This is a genomic window from Siculibacillus lacustris (assembly GCF_004328075.1).
Lineage (GTDB): Bacteria > Pseudomonadota > Alphaproteobacteria > Rhizobiales > Ancalomicrobiaceae > Siculibacillus > Siculibacillus lacustris.
Window position 1 is genome coordinate 182120 of record NZ_SJFN01000010.1, and the last position, 19969, is coordinate 202088.

Here is a 19969-nt window from a genome sequence, read left to right on the forward strand (position 1 = left end):
GGAGTCCTCCTCTAGCCGTGGGCTTCTTGTTGGGTACGGCCGGGTTGCGTTGGGCACTCGCGGGCGACGGCGACGACCAGGATCCGGGCGGCGGCGGCCCAGAAGCCGGTGGTGTCGGCGGCGATGCAGCGAGACGCGAAGGTGGGGATCCAACCGGCGAGGCGAGCGGCCAATACGGCGCGGTCGGGATCGTCGGCGGCGACGAAGCGGGCCATCAGGGCCAGTTCGATCGCCAGATGGTCGGCCGGCTCGGCGACGGTGACCGAGACGGAGAGATCGTGAGCGGCGAGCAGGGCCTCCATTTCGGAGACCGGCGCCTGGAACAGGCGGCCGTCGCCGCGATGGGCGGATTCGTAGGGGGGCACGGTGTTCGGGCCGCCGATCCCCTCGAACAGCCGGCCGTAACCGATGCCGAGCTGCGCGGTCGCGGCATCGTCGTCGCGGGCGGCCGCCAACACGGCGCGCAGTTCGACGACCGCCTCGGCGCAGTCGGGGTCGGCGGCCAACAGGTCGAGCCAGGGGATCGCTGCGCCCCCGCGGTGGTCGGCGACCAGTTCGCGATTCGGCGGGGCGGCGAACAGGGCGGCCAGCCAGCCGAACAGGCGGGCGGAGTCGACGGCGGCGACCTCACTCATGGCGGCCTCCGGTGTCCTGGGCGTGCATCTGAAGGTACTTCTGGAGGAAGCGGTACTGCTCGTCGTCGAGCCCGATGAAGCGCTTCATGGCGTTGAGGTTGCCGATCCACTGGTTGGCGAGGTAGTGGCCGGTCGGCGGCAGCGAGTGGCAGAGGCCGCAACTGGCGTTGTACATTTCGGCGCCGTAGGCATCGAGGCGGGCGCGGTCGGCGACCAGGCCGTCGCTCTTGACCCAGGCGGTGAGCCGGCCCTCGCTCCACACCTGGTCGGTATCGGGGTCGGTCATGGTCTTGGACCGGACCACCTTCTCGACCGCGTCGGGACCGAGGGCGGCGGCGAAGATGCGCTTGCCCTGGAGGGCGTAGAACATCCGCTCGGCGCCTTCCTGCTGCCAGCCGGCGACCGCGATCTGGAGCCAGTCGCCGTCACGGGCGAGGACCGCGACCGGGGTGGCGGCGAGCAGCTTGCCGTCGCTGGTCGCATCGGCATCGGCCGGGCGGGCCAACCAGAACGGCTTGGTGGCGAGGGTATAGAGCGTATCGCCGGTCTTCGGCGCGAGCGATTTGCCGAGCGTCGCGAGCTCCTCGTAGAGCGACTTGTAGCCGGTCGACATGTCGGGGAGCTTGTGGGCGATGCCCTTGTGGCAATCGATGCAGGTCGAGCCGTCGGTGGCCGCCTTCTGCATCTGCTCGGCGGCCTTGGGCCGCTGGTGGGTGAAGTCCATCGCCTGGAAGGAGTGACAGTTACGGCATTCGCGGCTGTCGCTGTCCTTCATCGTCTGCCAGACGTGGCGGGCGAGGCCGAGGCGTTCGGCTTCGAACTTCTCGGGCGTGTCGATGGTGCCGGCGACCTTGTGCCAGAGCTCGTTGGTCGCCTGGATCTTGCGGACGATCTTGTGGGTCCAGTCCTTGGGGACGTGGCAATCGGAGCAGATCGCGCGCACGCCGGCCGGGTTCGAGTAGTGGATCGACTTCTTGTACTCTTCGTAGACGGTGCTGCGCATCTCATGGCAGGAGATGCAGAATTCCAGGCTGTTGGTGGCTTCCATCACCGTATTGAAGCCGCCCCAGCCGATCACGCCGACGACGGCGCCGATCAGGCCGACCGCGGCCAAGGTCCATTTTCGATCGAATCTGGCAAAGATCTTCCACACCGGCGCGAGTCCCTCTGCCGTGACGATGGCCGGAACCATGGCGCAGCGCGGTGAACAGGCTTTCGGCAGGCGGTGAATGCGATGTAGAGAATTGTAAACGGGTGTGAACGGCCGAACTGTCCGCTTGACGGTGCCCCGCCGGTGTCCTTGAACGGGCGCCATGACGAAGAGCCACCACATCCTCGTGGTCGAAGACGACCCGGTCGGGCGCCAGACGCTGGCCGCCTATCTGCGCAAGGAGAACCATCGGGTCTCCGAGGCGGAGAACGGCGCGGCGATGCGGCGGGTGTTCGCGGCCGGCGACGTCGACGTGGTGATGCTCGACATCAACCTGCCCGGCGAGGACGGGTTGTCGCTGCTGCGCGAATTGCGCCGCCAGTCCGAGGTCGGGGTGATCATGGTCACCGGCCGCGACGACGACGTCGACCGGATCGTCGCGCTGGAGCTCGGCGCCGACGACTACGTGACCAAGCCCTACATGATGCGCGAGCTGCTGCCGCGTACCAAGAACCTCGCCCGCCGGGTGGTGGCGGCGCGGGCGATGGCCGCCGACGAGCCGATCAAGACCTTCGACGGCTGGACCCTCGACATTCCCCACTGGACCCTGACCGCGCCGGACGGCGAGGACGTGCGGCTGACCCGCGCGGAATTCGAGCTGCTCGCGACCTTCGTCACCCACCGCGGGCGGGTGATGACCCGCGACGGGCTGATCGACCACGTCAGCCATCGCGAGCGCGACCCGCTCGACCGCACCATCGACGTGCTGGTCGGCCGGCTGCGGCGCAAGATCGAGAAGGATCCGGCGCGGCCGCGCCTGATCGTCACGGTGCACGGCGTCGGCTACGTCTTCGCCGGCTGAGCCTCGCCGAGACGCCGCCAGGTGCGATCGAGAAGGGCGCGGGCGTCGCGACAGGCGCTGGCCAGATCGTTCGCGGGGCCGGTGATCGCGCCGTCGCGAGTCCCGCGGGCGGTGGTCTCGACCGCGGCGGCGCGGGCGGCGAGTGCCGCGAGCCCGACATGGGCGGAGGCGCTCTTCAGGCGATGGGCGATCTCGGCGATCGCCGCGCGGTCGCCGGTCGCCGCGCAGCGTTCGAGATCGGCGGGCAGATCGGCGGTGGTGGCGGCGAAGGCGGCGACGATGCGGCCGGTCGGCGCGGCGCCGAGGACAGCGACATGGCCGGCGAGCACCGTCTCGTCGATGGTGGCGGGTTCGATCCCCGCCGCCGGTTCGGGATCGACGGGCGGGGCCGGCGGCGGGGCGGCGGCGATCACCCGGCGCAGCGTCGCCTCGAGCCGGTCGAGATGGAACGGCTTGCCGAGGAAGTCGTTCATGCCGGCGGCGATACAGGCTTCGATGTCGGCCTTCAGGACCTGGGCGGACAGCGCGACGATCGGGATCGCCGCCTTGGCGGGATCGGCCAGTGCACGGATCCGGCGGGTCACCTCGAGGCCGTCCATGTCGGGCAGGCGCAGGTCCATCAGCACCAGATGATGGCGGCCGGACTCGATGCAGGCGAGGGCGTCGGCACCGGTGGCGGCGATGGTGGCGCGATGGCCGGCGCGCTCCAGGAGGCCGCCGGCGACCATCGAGTTGACCTCGTTGTCCTCGACCACCAGCACGTCGAGCGAGGCCGGCAGCGGCGGCGCATCGGCGTCGCTGCCGGCGCGGCGGGCCGGTTCCAGGCCGAGGCCGCGCTCGAAGGGCACGGTGAACCAGAAACGGCTGCCCTCGCCGAGGCGGCTGTCGACGCCGATCTCGCCGCCGAAGCGCTGGACCAGGCTGCGGCAGATGGCGAGCCCCAGACCGCTGCCGCCGAAGCGGCGGGCGACCGAGCCGTCGGACTGGGTGAAGGGTTCGAAGATCGAGGCGAGCTTGGATTCGGCGATGCCCATGCCGGTGTCGGCGACCACGAAGCGCAGCATCCAGGCGTCGCCGGGCCCCGAGACGTCCTCGATCGCCAGCCAGACGGTGCCGCTCTCGGTGAACTTGACGGCATTGCCGATCAGATTGAGCAGGATCTGGCGCAGTTTGCCGGGATCGCCGACCACCGTCGGCAGGCGCGGCGTCTCGAGGATCAGGCGCAGGTCGGGCTTGCGGCGGGCGAGCGGCTGCATCAGGCCGAAGACGTCGTCGATCACCGCGGCGACCGAGAACTCGATGTGTTCGAGATCGAGCACCCCGGCCTCGATCTTGGAATAGTCGAGGATGTCGGAGACCACCGAGGACAGCATCTCGCCGGAGCGGGCGATCGCCTCGACCTTGTCGTGGTCCTGGTCGTCGAGCGGACGCTCGCGCAGCAACTCGGCGAGCCCGAGGATGCCGTGGATCGGGGTGCGGATCTCGTGGCTCATGGTGGCGAGGAAGGCCGACTTGGCGCGATCGGCGCGTTCGGCGTCTTCGGTGGCGCGGCGATATTCGGTGATGTCGACCAGGATCACCACGGTGCCGAGGTATTTCTCCGAGACGTCGAGCATCCGCTGGGTCTTGATGTCGAACCAGCGCGGCCCGAGGTTGGTCGGCAGCCGGCGCTCGCAGGCGAGATCGGCGCCGCCGACCAGATCGAGACCGAGGATCTCGGCCATCGGCACCCGCGCGTCGCCGTAGTAGCGCGCGCCGGGGGCGTCGCCGGCTCCGAACAGGGCGAAGGCGGCGTGGTTGAGGTTCTCGACCGCCCCGGTCTCGTCGATCAGCACCACCGGATCGTTGAGGCTCTCGAAGATGGTCAGATACTTGTTCTTCTCGTTGGTCATCGCCCGGTTCTGGGCGCGCAGCTGATCGAACTGCTCGTCGGCGGGGCGGCCGGCCCATTCGTCGCAGAAGCCGACTTCGACCCGGTCGAAGAAGTTCTCCACCAGATCGGCGGCGGCGGCGCGCTCCTCCGGCGCGAGGTCGGTCGCGGCGACCAGATCGAGATAGGACCGGCGGTAGCTCTTCATCAGGCCGAGGAACAGCCCGAGAGTGATGCCGCGGGTGCGGTGGCGGCGCGCCGCCTCGATGCCGTAGCGGGCGATCGGATCGCGGGCATAGTCGGGCTCGGCCGACACCGCGGCGATCGTGCGGCCTTCGGCGAGGGCGGCCAGCAGCGGTTCCGACAGACCGCGGATCGAAGCGAGCCAGGCCTGTTCGAGGGTCGAGGTGAAGGGCGTGAAGCCGCGCTGCTTGGCATAGTGGATGATCCGGGCGGTGAGCCACTTCTCGCCCCCGGCGACGATGTCGTGCAGCCGTTCCATGACGTCTCCTCTTCGCCGCGAAGGCTATCGGAAGGCGTGCGCGCCCGCCATCCGGCGAACCATCCAGGGGCGGGGTCGGGGCGGGGGCGCGGAACGGCGGCGATCAGGCGGCTTCGCGGGTCTCGGCGCGCTCGGTGGCGGCGCGGACGATCGCCGGGATCTCGGCGCGCACCCGTTCGGACGAGCGGCGCATGTCGCCGGAGACGCCGACCACGGCTTCGGCGGATGCCGTCGAGCGGTCGACCATGCCGGCGATGTCGATCATCCGGGCGGCGACGTCGTCGACCGCGCCGCTCGCCTCCTGGATGGCGGCGGAGAACGAGCCCATGGCGGTGCGCTGCTCCTCCATCGCCGCGGCGATCGCCCCGGAGACGCCGTCGATCTCGACGATCTCGGCGGCGATGGTGCGGATCGACTCGACGGCGTCGCGCGACGCGGTCTGGATCTCGACGACCTTGCGGCCGATCTCCTCGGTGGAATGGGCGGTCTGGCCGGCCAGCGCCTTGACCTCCTGGGCGACGATGGCGAAGCCACGGCCGGCGGTGCCGGCGCGGGCCGCTTCGATCGTCGCATTGAGGGCGAGCAGATTGGTCCGCCCGGCGATCTGGGTGATGGTCGCGACGATCGCGTCGATGTCGGCGGTGACCCGGGTCAGGCCGTCGATCACCGCATGCGACCGGGTCGCACGGTCGACGGCGTCGCGGGTCAGCTGCGACGAGCGGCCGACCTGATCGGCGATCTCGCCGATCGCCAGGGTGACCTGGGTGGTCATGGCGGCGGCCTGGGCGTTGAGCTCGCGGGTGGTGGCGGCGGAGGACGCGGCGACGGTGGTCGCGGCATGGGCGGCGCGCAGGGTCGCGAGCATGTCGCCGGCGCGGCCTTCGACGGCGCCGGCGCCGTCGACGATCGAGGCCATGCCGCGATCGGTGGCGTCGCCGACCTCGTCGGCCATGCCGGCGAGGATGATGCGGCGCGAGCGGGTGTTGGCCTCCTCGCGGCGGTGCTGTTCGGCCTCCAGCCGTCGGCGTTCGGCGAGCGTGTCGATGAACTGGCGGATGGCGTTGGAGACCCGGCCGATCTCGCTGCGGGCCGGCAGGCGCGGCGGCGGCGCGACGTCGTCGACGCCGGCGTTGATCGCGTCGATCACCCCGGCGGCGCGGCGCATCGGGCCGGCGATCGAGCGGGCGACCAGGAAGCCGAACAGGGCGACCGCGGCGAGGAGGATCGCGCCGGCGGCGGCGTAGAAGACCAACAGGCGGCGCGCGGCGGCCGCGCCCTCGCCGCTGGCCTGGACGATCGCGGCGTCGAGGGCGGTTTCGGCGGTCTTCATGCTGTCGATCCAGGCGGTGGTGGCGGCCCACCAGTCGGCGGTGGTCAGCGTGCCGAGACTGCCGGTCTCGAGCGCACCGACCAAGGTGCGGCGCAGCCGCTCCACCGGCTCGCGGGTCGGGGCCCGGAGAACCGCGGCGAGGAGGTCGTCGTGGACCCCTTCGGCGAGGGCGGCGAAGGCCAACAGGCGATCGCTCTCCTGGGCCGCGGCCTCGACGAAGGCCCGGTAGCGGGTGGGATCGACGGTGCCGCCGGCGATCAGGGCATTGCCGGAGGCGCGTTCGCGGCCGGCGTTCTCCTTGGCTTCCATCAGCGCCTGCAGGGCGATCAGCGACACGGTGGCGCGGCGTTCGCCGACCGATTTGACCACTTCGGCCGAGGTGCGGAGGAAGTCGCGGATGGTCCCCGTGTACCACTCGAAAACCGCCGGCACGCCGTCCTCGAGGGTGTCGACGGCGCGACGGCGGACGTCGAGGGCGGTCAGGCGCTCGTCGGCCCTGGCGAGGATCGCCGCGAAGCGGCCGTCGCGAGGCGCCGTGGCGGCGCGCTCGACGCGTCGGAAGGTGTCGAGGGCGGCATCGGTGCGGCGGCGTTGCTCGGCCAGCAGGGCGCGGGCCTCGGGTTTCTGGCCCTTGGATGCGACGACGCCGACCGAAGCGCCGCGTTCGCGCTGCAGTTCGTGCACCAGGGCGGAGATCGTGCCCGAGGTTTCGGCGAAGGCGAGGACCTGTTCGGAGCGGCCGACCTCGTCGAAGCGCTGGCCGACCAGCACCGCGAACAGCGCGACGAGAATCAGCAGCGGTGGGAGGACCGCGAGGGCGAGACGTTCCGAGACGGTGAAGCTCTGCATCTTCCGACGGTCCCCATGCGGTCGGGTCGAAAGTGTCGAAACATGGTTAAGACTTGGTTTCTTCCGCCGCGGATTCGATGTCTTCGCGCCGCGCGATCAGACGAACGCGCGCATCCGAGCGCCCGCGCCAAATATTACGCTGCGTAAATCTTCGGCTCTATTTCGGCGTCTGCCCGCCCGAGGCCCGCCGACGGCGGAGGTCCCGGCCGGCGCGCCTATCAGAGAGTCGTATCTGCGAGGCCGATGAAACGGTGTTATGAAGTGTCGCCGGCATGAGAATATTCAATGACCGATAATAGTCACGTCAGACCGATCCTGGACGCATTTCCCGGAAACATCGCGGTGTTGAATCCGCGCGGCGTGGTCGTCGAAGTCAATGCCGCCTGGAGAGATTTCGCAAGGCGGAATGGTTTGCGTGACGAACAGGCGTTCGGTATCGGCGCCGACTATCTCGACATCTGTCGTTCCGCTGCGGCTCATGATGACGACGCCTCGAGAGCCTTGGAGGGTCTGTCGGCCATACTGTCTCGATCGACGCCGACGTTCGTCATGGAGTATCCCTGCACGACGGCCGATCGTCTCTGTTGGTTCGAGATGACGGTGTTTCCTTTCGACGTGGTGGAAAGTGGCGGCGCTCTGGTCATTCACCAGGACATCACGCCGCGGAAGAACGCCGAAGAAGCCCTGATCCGCGACGAGGGCCTGCGCATGGTCGGCCAGTTCGCCGGGGTTCTCGCCCATGATTGCGCCAATCTCCTCACCGTGATCTCCGCCAATCTGCAACTCGCCGAGATGTGCCGAGAGTTGGACGAGGCGTTGGTGCACGTCCGGCGCGCCGAGGAGGCGGCCGAGCGGGGCAGTCGTTTCAACCGTCGTCTGCTGGCGCTGTCCCACCGTCGCGATCGGCCGCCGAACCCGATCGACGTCGCGCTGCCGGTCCGGGAGGCGGCACGCTTGGCGGAGCGCGTCCTGGACGCGGCGATCCGGCTCGAGTTGACGATCGACGACGATCCGTGGCCGGTGCGGGTGTCGTCGAGCGAGATCGAGAGCATCGTCCTCAATCTGGTGATGAACGCCCGCGATGCCATGCCGGCGGGCGGGCGACTGGCCATCTTCGTGCGCAATTCGACCGTCGGCGACGTCTTCGACGGCGACGGCGGGGGTGGCGATCAGGTGGTACTGGAAGTGGTCGACACCGGCACGGGGATGACCGCGGACGTGCTGGCGCGGGCGCGGGAGCCGTTCTATTCGACCAAAGGACCCGATTCCGGCACCGGTCTGGGGCTGACCAGCGTCGAGCGGACGGCGCGGGCGGCGGGATCCGCATCGAGAGCGCGCCGGGCGAGGGTACGCGCGTGTCGGTGCACTTGCCGCGCCATCGCGACGGCTGAGACGCGGCGGCGGCCGTGAACGGGGCGCCGGGCGACGCGAGCCGGGCCCCTCGCGGGGCCCGGCCGGGTGGCGGTGTCTCGTGGCGGCGCAGTGCGGTCAGCGCAGCGAAATCGCCATGCCGCTCAAGTCGGCGTTGGCCATCAATCCGATCTGTCGCCCGGTGAGTTCCAGCACGGCGCCCTTGCCGTTGGTCAGCACGATGGCGCGCACGCCGACACCGACCGCCGCACCGGCGCCACCGGCGCCATAGACCCCGGCGATATCGGACGGATCACGGATGCTGCGCACCTTGCCGACGAATTCGGTCTTCGAGGCGCCGAACACCAGACCGGCGCTCAGGCCGCCGATCGACAGCGGGTAGCGCTTGCCGTGAAAGGTCAGCGTGCCGTCGCCGCCGGAGCCGCCGACGAACCAACCGGCCTTGTAGATCGAAATCCGGACCGTTCCGCTGTCGGCCAAGGCCGCCGTCGACAGACTGGCGGCGACGACGGCGACCAGAGCGACGAGACCGGCACGGAAGGAATGGGAAGAGCGCATGGGGAAGTTCTCCTGCGGCCCGAGAGACTCGCGGCAAATTCGATCTCGTAAGTCTGCAATATATGCCGGAAGCCCGTCCATCACGACGAGGCGCGTTGACACAACGCGCCGAAGCGCTTCCGGTTCCATCCGCGTCGCGGTCGCGGTCGCCGGCACCGCGCATCGGCGCCGCCGCGGGCTTCGCCGGGCGGCGGCGGTGCAAACGGCGGCGACCCGCTGATGTCAGCCGGTTGTGGAGCTCTCGGGAGGGGGAAGTGGTGCCTGGGGACGGATTTGAACCGCCGACACGCGGATTTTCAATCCGCTGCTCTACCAACTGAGCTACCCAGGCGACCGGGCGGGAGGCGTGACCGGAAGGTCGGCGTCCCGAAGGTGGGCGCGTTATAGTCGGAGAGATCCGGGCTGTCCAGACCCCTTCGTCACGCGATCGTCGAGACCGGAAAGGTCGGTCGCGCTTCGCCGGCAAAGCCCGGCGGGGGGCGGATTTCGGTCCGGCAGGGGCGGCCTCGGGCCGATGATCGGCGCGGCGGGCGTCGATTGGGGGCGGCTCTTCGGCGCGAGCGCGGCGGTCAGGCCTCGTCGTCGTCGTCCGATTCGACCACCGGAATGGCATAGCGGCCGGTCAGCCAATGGTGGAGGTCGACCTGGCGACAGCGCGGGCTGCAGAAGGGTCGCGCCGCGGCGCTCGCCGGCTTGCCGCAGATCGGGCAGGGACGGGCGGGGGCATCGCCGGGCGGCGGGGTCGCGGAGGCCATGGGGCGGGAGGCCTTCACAGCACCGGAACCAGGGGGGCCGGCCAATTGGCGCGGACGGGGAAGCCGGCGGCCTCGAGCAGGCCGACGGTCTCGGCCAGCGGCAGGCCGACGACGCTCGGCCACGAGCCCTGGAGCGACACCACGAAAGCCCCGGCGAGGCCCTGGACGGCATAGCCGCCGGCCTTGCCGCGCCATTCGTCGGAGGCGATGTAGGCGTCGATCTCGGCGCGCGACAGGCGCTTGAAGCGGATCCGGGTTTCCACCAGCCGCGCCTTGATCGCCCCGGCCGGGGTCACCAGGGCAAGGCCGGTCCACACCCGATGGGAGCGGCCGGACAGGAGATGGAGGCAGGCCTCGGCCTCGTCGACGGTCTCGGCCTTGGGCAGGATGCGGCGGCCGACCGCCACCACCGTGTCGGCGGTGAGGATATAGGCGCCGGTCCAGATTTCGTCGCGCTTCGACCAGGCGAGCGCCGCCTCGGCCTTGACCTTGGCCAGACGCTGGGCGAGCTGGCGCGGCAATTCGGCCGGCAGCGGCGTCTCGTCGACGTCGGTCGGATGCAGATGGTCGGGCTCGAGGCCGATCTGCTGCAACAGTCCCAATCGGCGCGGCGAGGCGGACGCCAGCACGAGCTTGGGAAGGGCGACGGTCATGATCTGCCTCTCGGGGGGATGGAACGGGGCGGAACGCTAGCCGATCGGGGCGGGAAAGGGAACCCGAAGGGCAGGCGCGATCGCGCGGTGCGGCGCATGCGGGGGTCGCGGAACGCGCGGTCTTCCCTTCTCCCCTCGCGGGAGAAGGTGGCCGAAGGCCGGATGAGGGGGCTCGGCCTCACCCTCCGCCGCGATGCCCGGGGGACAGGCCGGTTGCGCGCTGGCGCGCGGCCCCCTCATCCGCCCCTGCGGGGCACCTTCTCCCACGAGGGGAGAAGGGAAAGGGCCGCGGGGCTGTGCTTTTCGTCGCCTCCGAACGATCGCCCCGAGCGTGGGGCGGGCGGGCGGACGGCGCAGGTCGACGCACCGCCGTGATGCCGCTTGAAATCATATAAAGATATCTTTATATCATTTTTCATGTCGCGAGCCCCGTACCCTTCGCCGTTCGAACCCGCCACGGTCTCCGCCGAGTCCCTGGTCGCCGTCCTGCGGGCGAGCGGCGAGCCGACGCGACTCCGGATCCTGGCGCTGCTCGCCGCCGGCGATCTGACCGTCAAGGACCTCACCGCCATCCTCGGTCAGTCGCAGCCGCGCATCTCGCGCCATCTCAAGCTGCTCACCGAGGCCGGGCTGGTCGATCGCTTTCCCGAGGGCTCGTGGGTCTATTACCGGCCGAGCGTCGACGCCACCGTGGCGACGGTGGTCGGCGCGCTGCTGTGTGTGCTCGATTCGCAAGATCCCGCGGTGGTGCGCGACCGCGAGCGCTTCGATGCGGTCAAGGCCGAGCATGCGGCGCGCACCGAGGCCTATTTCTCCGCGCACGCGGCGCAATGGGCGGAACTGCGCTCGCTGCACGTCGCCGAAGATCGGGTCGAAGCGGCGATTCGCGAGGCGGTCGGCGAGCGCCGCATCGAGGCGATGCTCGATCTCGGCACCGGCACCGGGCGGATGCTGACCCTGCTCGCCGATCGCTACGAGCGGGCGGTCGGCATCGACGCCTCGCACGGCATGTTGCAGATCGCCCGCGCCGAGATCGACCGGGCCGGGGTGGCCCAGGCGCGCGTCCAGCAGGGCGACGTCCATGCCCTGCCGGGTCCCCGCGACGCCTTCGATCTGGTGACCATCCATCAGGTGCTGCATTACCTCGACGAGCCGACCCGGGCGCTGCGCGAGGCGGCGCGGGTGCTGCGGCCGGGCGGACGCCTGCTGATCGTCGACTTCGCCCCCCACGATCTCGAATTCCTGCGCGAGGCCCATGCCCATCGCCGGCTCGGCTTCAGTCACGGCGAGATCACCCGGGCGCTGGAACAGGCCGGGCTGGAGCTCGTCTCGGTCACCGATCTCGCCGCCTCGCCGCGGGCCGGTGCGCCGGCCGCCGAACTGACCGTCACCCTGTGGCTCGCCCGCGACCGGCGGGTCGTGCTCGCCGACACCCGAACCTCGGAGTTCGCATGACCTCGCCTTCCCCTCTGCCGCCGCGGCCGCGCCTGTCCTTCGAGTTCTTCCCGCCCAAGACGGAGAAGATGGAAGCCGGATTGTGGACGGCGATCGAGGCGCTGGCGCCGCTGGCGCCGGCCTTCGTGTCGGTCACCTACGGGGCCGGTGGCACCACCCGCGAGCGCACCCACGACACCGTGGCGCGGCTGGTCCGCGAGACCGGGCTGAAGCCGGCGGCGCATCTGACCTGTGTCGGGGCGACGCGCGAGGAGGTCGACGCGGTGGTCCGGGCCTATGCCGGGGTCGGGGTCGGCCACATCGTGGCGCTGCGCGGCGATCCGCCGGCCGGGGTCGGCGCGGCCTACGCGCCGCATCCGGGCGGCTATGCCTATGCCAGCGACCTGGTGGCGGGAATCGCCGCGATCGGCGGGTTCGAGATCTCGGTCGGGGCCTATCCCGAGCGCCATCCCGAGAGCGCCTCGTGGGAGATCGAGATCGACAATCTGAAGCGCAAGGTCGATGCCGGCGCCAGCCGGGCGATCACCCAGTTCTTCTTCGACAACGATCTGTTCGAGGGGTTCCTGGAGCGGGTGACCCGGGCCGGGATCACCATCCCGATCCTGCCGGGGATCATCCCGATCCACAATTTCACCGCGGTCGCCGGCTTCGCGGCCAAGACCGGGGCGTCGATGCCGGCTGCGGTCGCGGCGCGCTTCGCCGGGGTCGGCGAGGAGGCGAGCGCGCGGGCGCGGGCGGCGATCGACTTCGGCCGCGTGCAGGTCGCGGATCTGCGGCGGCGCGGGATCGCAGACTTCCACTTCTACACGATGAACCGCGCCGATCTGGTGGTGGGGATCGTCGAGGCGCTGGGGATAACGGCGGGCGACCGCGTGGGGTGAGCCGGGGGCGGTTCGAGCGCCGTCGTTGCGAGATCCGCGAGGCCCCAGCCCCCCCTCCCTGTCCCTCCCCCTCGAGGGGGGAGGGGACGCTGGGGGAGAGGATCTTCGATACGGCGGGTGCACGTCACGCGTCACGGGACGGCCTTCGGATCTCCGATGGTCGCCGCCACATCGTTCCCTCCCCCCGTGAGGGGGAGGGACAGGGAGGGGGGGGGCTGGGCATGGCCTCGTCCGAAGTCCTTCCCTGCGGTACCTCCGCATACCCCTCTCCCTGTCCCTCCCCCACAAGGGGGGAGGGGACCCTGGGGAGGGGGACTTCGATACGGCGGGCGCTGGTCGCGCGTCGCGGGACGGCCTTCGGATCTCCGATCGCCGTCGCCACATCGTTCTCTCCCCGTCGAGGGGGAGGGACAGGGAGGGGGGCGGGGCCCGTGCGGCTCACGACCCCCGAAGGTCCGCGCGAGCGGATCGCCGTCGAACGCAGACCCGAGAGTGAGATCATGACCGTGCCCTTCACCCATGACGCCGCCACCGCCGTAACGCTCGCGACGACCCTCGCCGAGGCCGCGGCGCGCCGCATTCTGGTGCTCGACGGGGCGATGGGCACGATGATCCAGCGCCATGCGCTCGGCGATGCCGACTATCGCGGTGACCGCTTCGCCGACCATCCGCGCGACCTCAAGGGCAACAACGACCTGTTGTCGATCACCCGGCCGGAGATCATCCGCGGCATCCATGCCGAGTATCTCGCCGCCGGCGCCGACATCGTCGAGACCAACACCTTCTCGGCGACCACCATAGCGCAGGGCGACTACGGCCTCGAATCCCTCGCCTACGAGCTCAACCTCGAAGGTGCCCGGCGGGCCCGCGAGGCGGTCGCCGCGGCGGTCGCCGCCGACCCGAGCCGGCCGCGCTTCGTCGCCGGCGCCATCGGCCCGACCAACCGCACCGCCTCGATCTCGCCGGACGTCAACGACCCCGGCTACCGCGCGGTGAGCTTCGACGATCTGCGCATCGCCTATGGCGAGGCGGCGCGCGGGCTCGTCGACGGCGGCGCCGACATCCTGCTGGTCGAGACGATCTTCGACACGCTCAATGCCAAGGCGGCGATCTACGCCATCGAAGAACTCTTCGCCGAGAAGGGCTTCCGCCTGCCGGTGATGATCTCCGGCACGATCACCGATCTGTCGGGCCGCACCCTGTCGGGTCAGACCCCGACCGCCTTCTGGTACAGCCTGCGCCACGCGCGGCCGTTCTCGATCGGCCTCAACTGCGCCCTCGGTGCCGCCGAGATGCGCGCCCACGTCGACGAGATCGGCCGGGTCGCCGACACGCTGGTGTGCGCCTATCCCAACGCGGGGCTGCCCAACGAATTCGGCCTCTACGACGAGAGCCCGGCGGCGATGGCGAAGCTCGTCGGCGAGTTCGCCGCCTCGGGTCTGGTCAACGTGGTCGGCGGCTGCTGCGGCACCACGCCCGACCACATCGCGGCGATCGCCGCGGCCGTGGCGCCGCACGCCCCCCGGGTCGTGCCGGTGATCGAGCCGCGCATGCGCCTGTCGGGGCTCGAGCCTTTCACCCACTTGCCCGAGATGCGCTTCACCAACGTCGGCGAGCGCACCAACGTCACCGGCTCGGCCAAATTCCGCAAGTTGATCACCGCCGGCGATTATCCGGCGGCGCTGGCGGTCGCCAAGGAGCAGATCGAATCCGGGGCGACGATCATCGACGTCAACATGGACGAGGGTCTGCTCGACAGCGAAGCGGCGATGGTGACCTTCCTCAATCTGGTTGCCGCCGAACCCGACATCGCGCGGGTGCCGGTGATGGTCGATTCGTCCAAGTGGAGCGTGATCGAGGCCGGGCTGAAGTGTCTGCAGGGCAAGGGCATCGTCAATTCGATCTCGCTCAAGGAGGGCGAAGAGGCCTTCGTGCTGCACGCCGAGAAGGTGCGCCGCTACGGCGCCGCGGTGGTGGTGATGGCCTTCGACGAACAGGGCCAGGCCGACACGCTGGCGCGCAAGACCGAGATCACCGAGCGCTGCTACCGCATCCTGGTCGACCGGGTCGGCTTCCCGCCCGAGGACATCATCTTCGATCCCAACGTCTTCGCGGTGGCCACCGGCATCGAGGAGCACGCCAATTACGGCGTCGACTTCATCGATGCGACGCGGTTCATCCGCGAGCACCTGCCGCACGCCCATGTCTCGGGCGGGGTGTCGAACCTGTCCTTCGCCTTCCGCGGCAACGATTCCGTCCGTGAGGCGATGCACTCGGTGTTCCTCTACCACGCCACCCAGGTCGGCATGGACTTCGGCATCGTCAACGCCGGGGCGCTGAAGGTCTATGACGAGCTGACCCCCGATCTGCGCGATCTCGCCGAAGACGTGGTGCTCAACCGGCGACCCGACGCCACCGAGCGGCTGCTCGACGCGGCGCCGCGCTTCAAGGGCGAGGTCGGCAAGACCCGCGAGGTCGATCTGACCTGGCGCACCTGGACGGTCGCCAAGCGGCTGGAACACGCGCTGGTCAACGGCATCACCGATTACATCGGCGCCGACGTCGAAGAGGCGCGGCTCGAAGCCGGGCGACCGCTCGAGGTGATCGAAGGGCCGCTGATGGCCGGCATGAACGTGGTCGGCGACCTGTTCGGCGCGGGCAAGATGTTCCTGCCGCAGGTGGTCAAGTCGGCGCGGGTGATGAAACAGGCGGTGGCGGTGTTGACGCCCTACATGGATGCCGAAAAGGCGGCGGCGGGCGGCGTCGGACGCTCCTCGGCCGGCAAGATCGTCATGGCCACGGTCAAGGGCGACGTCCACGACATCGGCAAGAACATCGTCGGCGTGGTGCTGGCCTGCAACAACTTCGACGTGGTCGATCTCGGGGTGATGGTGCCGGCCGCCAAGATCCTCGAGCGGGCGCGCGAGGAGAAGGCCGACCTGATCGGTCTGTCCGGGCTGATCACCCCGTCGCTCGACGAGATGGTCCATGTCGCCGGCGAGATGGAGCGCCAGGGCTTCACTCTGCCGCTGCTGATCGGTGGCGCGACCACCAGCCGCGTCCACACCGCGGTGAAGATCGATCCGGCCTATCGGGCGGGACAGGCGGTCTATGTGGTCGACGCCAGCCGGGCGGTCGGCGTCGCCTCGTCGCTGATCGGGGCGGACCGGACCCGCGTCGCCGCGGAGATCGCCGCCGATTACGTCAAGATCCGCGAAGGCCACGCCCGCGGCCGTGCCGACAAGGAGCGGGTGACGCTCGCCGATGCTCGCGCCCGCGCCTTCCGGCCGGACTTCGCGGCGCATCCGCCGGTCAAACCGAGCTTCCTCGGGGCCCGCACCATCGACGTGGCGATCGCCGATCTGGTGCCCTACATCGACTGGACGCCGTTCTTCGCCACTTGGGAGCTGATCGGCCGCTACCCGGCGATCCTCACCGACGCCAAGGTCGGGCCGGCGGCGCAGGCGCTCTACGACGACGCCCGCGCGATGCTCGCCAAGCTGATCGCCGAGGGCTCGCTCACCGCCAAGGGCGTGGTCGGCTTCTGGCCGGCCCAGTCGATCGGCGACGACATCGTGCTGTTCTCCGAGGAGAGCCGGCACTACACGCTGACCCGCCTCCATACGCTGCGCCAGCAGATGGGGCGGACCGGCTCGCAGCGCGCCAATCTGGCGCTCGCCGACTTCGTCGCGCCGATCGGCGGGCCGAAGGACTGGATCGGCGCCTTTGCGGTTACCGCCGGCATCGGCGAGGCGGCGATCGCCGAGGCTTACGCCCGCGCCAACGACGACTATTCGAAGATCCTCAGCCAGGCGCTCGCCGATCGCCTCGCCGAAGCCTTCGCCGAATGGCTGCACGAGAAGGTGCGCAAGGAACTGTGGGGCCATGCGGCGGACGAGCGGCTCACCCCGGCCGACCTGATCGCCGAGAAGTACCAGGGCATTCGACCGGCGCCGGGCTATCCGGCCCAGCCCGACCACACCGAGAAGGCGACGCTGTGGAAGCTGCTCGACCCGTCGCATCGCGCCGGCATCGAGATGACCGAGAGCTACGCCATGAGCCCGGCGGCGTCGGTGTCCGGGCTCTATTTCTCGCACCCGGAGGCCCATTATTTCGGGGTCGGCAAGATCGAACGCGATCAGGTCGAGGACTATGCGGCGCGCAAGGGCTGGGATCTCGCCACCGCCGAACGCTGGCTGGCGCCGATCCTCGCCTACGACCCGACCCCGGCCTGAGCGGCCGCGTCGGACGCAGGATTCCGGACACGACAGAGCCGGCGGAGCGATCTCCGCCGGCTCTGTCGTCCCGCGCGTCCCGGCACGGGCAGGCCCGTCAGTAGGCCTGTTTGTCCACGAAGATCTTGAAGGCGGTCAGCACGATGATGCGGACGTCGAGCCACAGCGACCAGTTGTTGATGTACCAGATGTCGTATTCGACGCGGGCGCGCATCTGGTCGACTTCGCGGGTCTCGCCGCGGCAGCCGTTGACCTGAGCCCAGCCGGTGATGCCCGGCTTGACGTGCTGGCGGAAGGCGTAGGAGGCGATCAGCCCGTCGTAGAGATCGTCGTGGGCGACCGCATGGGGGCGCGGACCGACGATCGACATGTCGCCGCGCAGCACGTTGATCAACTGCGGCAGCTCGTCGATCGAGGTGCGGCGGATAACCCGGCCGAGGCGGGTGACGCGGACGTCGTTCTTCGAGGCCTGGGTGACCACCGACCCGTTCTCCTGGACGGTCATCGACCGGAACTTCAGGATCGGAAAGGGGCGGGCGCCGAAACCCTTGCGGTTCTGGCGGAACAGGATCGGGAAGCCGGTCTCGATGGCGATCGCCACGGCGGTCAGCAGCATCAAGGGCGACAGCATCAAGAGCGCGGTGCCGGCGACGGCGACGTCGAGGGCGCGCTTGGCGGCGCGGTCGGTGCGGGTCAGCGGGGCGCGCTGCAGCTCGAAGCCGAGCATGTCGCCGACCTGGACGCGGGGTCGGCGCAGCAGGCGCTCGGTGTCCTGGTCGGCGAAGAGATAGATCGGCACCGGCATCGGCGACAGGGCGGCCTTGAGCTCGTCGATGTGGCGGCGTTCCTTCCACGACAGGAACAGATAGATGCCGTCGATCTGGGTCGAGGCGAGGGCGGTGCGGACGTCGCCGACGGCGCCGCGGCAGGCACCCATGAAGCCGGAACGACCGACGCGGGTCGGCGAGATCGGCGACAGCATCACCACTTCGATGCCCTTGCGGGCGAGGCGGCGGCGGATCCGGTCGAGGCCGGAATCGTCGGCGACCGCCACCACCGCGACCCGGCGCAGCGACATCCGCCCGAGCGCGAAGCGCTTGGCCAGCGACCGGGCGGCGACCACGTGGGTCACCATCAGAAAGGCGAAGCCGAACAGGAAGTGGAGCGAGACAACGCCGCGCGAGAAGCTGGTGGTGACCTGGAACAGGAAGGCGATCCAGGCGAGCACGAAGAAGGTCAGCACCCAGCCTTGGGCGACCAGCACGAACTGGCGGCGGACGGCGCTGAGATGGGCCAGCGAATAGCCGCCGCGCATCATCATGTAACCGACGAACAGGATCGCCGAGAGCAGGCCGACCTTCAGGGTTTCGTCGATGCCGTGCCACGGTGTGGCGAACTCGCCCGACCGGACCGACCAGGCGAGAATCGCTGCACCGACGACGAAGAAGACGTCGGACAGCATTGCGAAGGCCTGGAGAGCCTCGACCGACCAGCGCAGACTCCGGCGATCGGCGACGCCGCCGTGCCACAAGTCGGAATCGATTCGGCTCTGCTCCAATCTCGACATGATGCACCCGAAAATCTAGGACGGAGTAGCGTCGGAAACGAAATATATACCTTTCCAGATCTGAAGAGTGCCTGTCTTCGAAGGTAACCTCTCGTGAAGGTTAATTGAGGCGAAATTCGGCCCCTGCCGTGCTAGCCTCCGCGTCCTGGCGCGATGCCGTGGGTGGAATCTCTCCGCCCGATCGCCGCGTTGCCGGGTCGGGCGGGCCTTCGGCTGCTTCCGATCGCGTTTTCTCCTGCCGTTTTCGAAGGCCCATGATCGACTGGTTTCGTTCTCGCGTGGTCGTTCGGCCCGCCTACCCGGTGTTGCCGAAAGACCACGTCGTCTATGCGTTCGGCGACCTGCACGGCCGCAGCGATCTGCTCGACCGCGCCCTGGCGACGATCGACCGGACCGAAGCGGCCCGCCGTCGCCGAGTCACCGAGGTCTATCTCGGCGACTACGTCGACCGCGGTCCGGACTCCGCCGGGGTGGTCGACCGCCTCATCCTGCGGGCGGAATTTCACGACACGGTGATGCTCAGGGGAAATCACGAACAGTTGTTCCGTGATGCGATGGACGGCGAGATCGGGCTCGACGACTGGCGGCGGGTCGGCGGACTGGCGACGCTGGCCTCCTACGGCGGCGATCTGCCCTATCTCGCGGGCCTGGCGGACCGGCCGTTCGCGGCGGCGCTCGAGGCGATGGTCCCGCCCGCGCACCGGGCGTTCCTGGAGAGGCTGGTCGATCGCCACCGGATCGGTGGCTATTTCTTCGCCCACGCCGGCATCCGCCCGGGGGTGGCGCTGGACGCCCAGAGCCGCGAGGATCTGCACTGGATCCGCGAGCCGTTCCTCGGCGACGACCGCGACTTCGGCGCGGTGGTGGTGCACGGCCATACGCCGATCCTGGCGCCGGAGTTCCGCGCCAACCGCATCTGCATCGACACCGGCGCCTATGCCACCGACCGCCTGACCTGCCTGCGCATCGACGATCGGGGGGTCGACGTCGTGGCGGTGTGATGCGTGCCGCCGCCGGGCGGTCGAGCGCGTCGTCCTCCGGTCGCCCGGTCTGCCCGCGACGGCTCGGAGGCTCGGGCCGGATCGCACCGGGGCGCTCGACCGCACCCGGCGGCGCCTCATGGCGGCGGCCACCGGTCGTTCCTCCGGATGCAGAAGTTTCCGTCAGGTAATCATCGATATACAGGTGCCGATCTGACCTGCCATCGCGTAGGTGCGACAATTTTGCATCCGAAACTTTACGTATACGACAGTTAATTATTTGTAATCGATTGGGGCCGACATTCGCGGCCAACAC

General features: G+C 69.7%; 14 protein-coding genes and 1 tRNA gene. 6 read left to right on the top strand and 9 right to left on the bottom strand.

The window, feature by feature from the left end:
- Positions 1–11: 11 nt before the first annotated feature.
- Both EYW49_RS08765 and torC read right to left on the bottom strand, forming a co-directional pair.
- A complete protein-coding gene (locus EYW49_RS08765; RefSeq protein WP_131308355.1) occupies positions 12–635 on the bottom strand; it encodes a TorD/DmsD family molecular chaperone in 624 nt (207 codons plus the stop codon).
- Positions 628–1749 (bottom strand): pentaheme c-type cytochrome TorC, encoded by a 1122-nt coding sequence (gene torC / locus EYW49_RS08770; protein WP_265937390.1) that lies wholly within the window; start codon positions 1747–1749, stop codon positions 628–630. The genes EYW49_RS08765 and torC overlap by 8 nt, the downstream gene beginning before the upstream one ends.
- A 199-nt stretch (positions 1750–1948) precedes the next feature.
- On the opposite strand from torC, the gene dorR reads away from it, so the two are divergent.
- Positions 1949–2647, top strand: coding sequence for a two-component system response regulator DorR (dorR, locus tag EYW49_RS08775; protein ID WP_131308361.1), 699 nt, complete (start codon positions 1949–1951; stop codon positions 2645–2647).
- On the opposite strand, the gene EYW49_RS08780 is transcribed toward dorR, so the two are convergent.
- Positions 2629–5019, bottom strand: coding sequence for a hybrid sensor histidine kinase/response regulator (locus tag EYW49_RS08780; protein ID WP_131308364.1), 2391 nt, complete (start codon positions 5017–5019; stop codon positions 2629–2631). The genes dorR and EYW49_RS08780 overlap by 19 nt on opposite strands.
- Positions 5020–5122: 103 nt before the next feature.
- Complete coding sequence (locus EYW49_RS08785) at positions 5123–7198, bottom strand: methyl-accepting chemotaxis protein (protein ID WP_131308367.1); 2076 nt, start codon at positions 7196–7198, stop codon at positions 5123–5125.
- A 285-nt stretch (positions 7199–7483) separates the two neighbouring features.
- Between EYW49_RS08785 and EYW49_RS08790 the strand changes: the two genes are divergently transcribed.
- A complete protein-coding gene (locus tag EYW49_RS08790) occupies positions 7484–8608 on the top strand; it encodes a two-component system sensor histidine kinase NtrB (protein WP_131308370.1) in 1125 nt (374 codons plus the stop codon).
- Between the two features lie 78 nt (positions 8609–8686).
- On the opposite strand, the gene EYW49_RS08795 is transcribed toward EYW49_RS08790, so the two are convergent.
- The 4 genes from EYW49_RS08795 to EYW49_RS08810 form a co-directional block, all read right to left on the bottom strand.
- Positions 8687–9127, bottom strand: coding sequence for a lipid-binding SYLF domain-containing protein (locus EYW49_RS08795; protein WP_131308373.1), 441 nt, complete (start codon positions 9125–9127; stop codon positions 8687–8689).
- A 255-nt stretch (positions 9128–9382) separates the two neighbouring features.
- A tRNA-Phe gene (locus EYW49_RS08800) sits at positions 9383–9458 on the bottom strand.
- A gap of 238 nt (positions 9459–9696) precedes the next feature.
- The gene (yacG, locus tag EYW49_RS08805) at positions 9697–9882 is read right to left on the bottom strand and encodes a DNA gyrase inhibitor YacG (protein WP_131308376.1); all 186 of its coding nucleotides are present in this window, start codon (positions 9880–9882) and stop codon (positions 9697–9699) included.
- A gap of 14 nt (positions 9883–9896) precedes the next feature.
- A complete protein-coding gene (locus tag EYW49_RS08810; RefSeq protein ID WP_131308379.1) occupies positions 9897–10535 on the bottom strand; it encodes a Maf-like protein in 639 nt (212 codons plus the stop codon).
- Between the two features lie 417 nt (positions 10536–10952).
- On the opposite strand from EYW49_RS08810, the gene EYW49_RS08815 reads away from it, so the two are divergent.
- The 3 genes from EYW49_RS08815 (at position 10953) to metH (ending at position 17106) form a co-directional block, all read left to right on the top strand.
- On the top strand, positions 10953–11990 hold the full coding sequence (locus EYW49_RS08815; protein ID WP_131308382.1) for an ArsR/SmtB family transcription factor: 1038 nt from the start codon (positions 10953–10955) through the stop codon (positions 11988–11990).
- Positions 11987–12871, top strand: coding sequence for a methylenetetrahydrofolate reductase [NAD(P)H] (metF, locus tag EYW49_RS08820; RefSeq protein WP_131308385.1), 885 nt, complete (start codon positions 11987–11989; stop codon positions 12869–12871). The genes EYW49_RS08815 and metF overlap by 4 nt, the downstream gene beginning before the upstream one ends.
- Before the next feature lie 500 nt (positions 12872–13371).
- On the top strand, positions 13372–17106 hold the full coding sequence (gene metH / locus EYW49_RS08825) for a methionine synthase (RefSeq protein ID WP_131308387.1): 3735 nt from the start codon (positions 13372–13374) through the stop codon (positions 17104–17106).
- 97 nt (positions 17107–17203) lie between these two features.
- On the opposite strand, the gene EYW49_RS08830 is transcribed toward metH, so the two are convergent.
- Positions 17204–18673 carry an undecaprenyl-phosphate glucose phosphotransferase gene (locus EYW49_RS08830; RefSeq protein ID WP_131308390.1) on the bottom strand — a complete coding sequence of 490 codons (1470 nt, stop codon included), beginning with the start codon at positions 18671–18673 and terminating at the stop codon, positions 17204–17206.
- A 254-nt stretch (positions 18674–18927) separates the two neighbouring features.
- On the opposite strand from EYW49_RS08830, the gene EYW49_RS08835 reads away from it, so the two are divergent.
- Positions 18928–19674, top strand: coding sequence for a metallophosphoesterase (locus tag EYW49_RS08835; RefSeq protein ID WP_131308393.1), 747 nt, complete (start codon positions 18928–18930; stop codon positions 19672–19674).
- Positions 19675–19969: the final 295 nt, after the last annotated feature.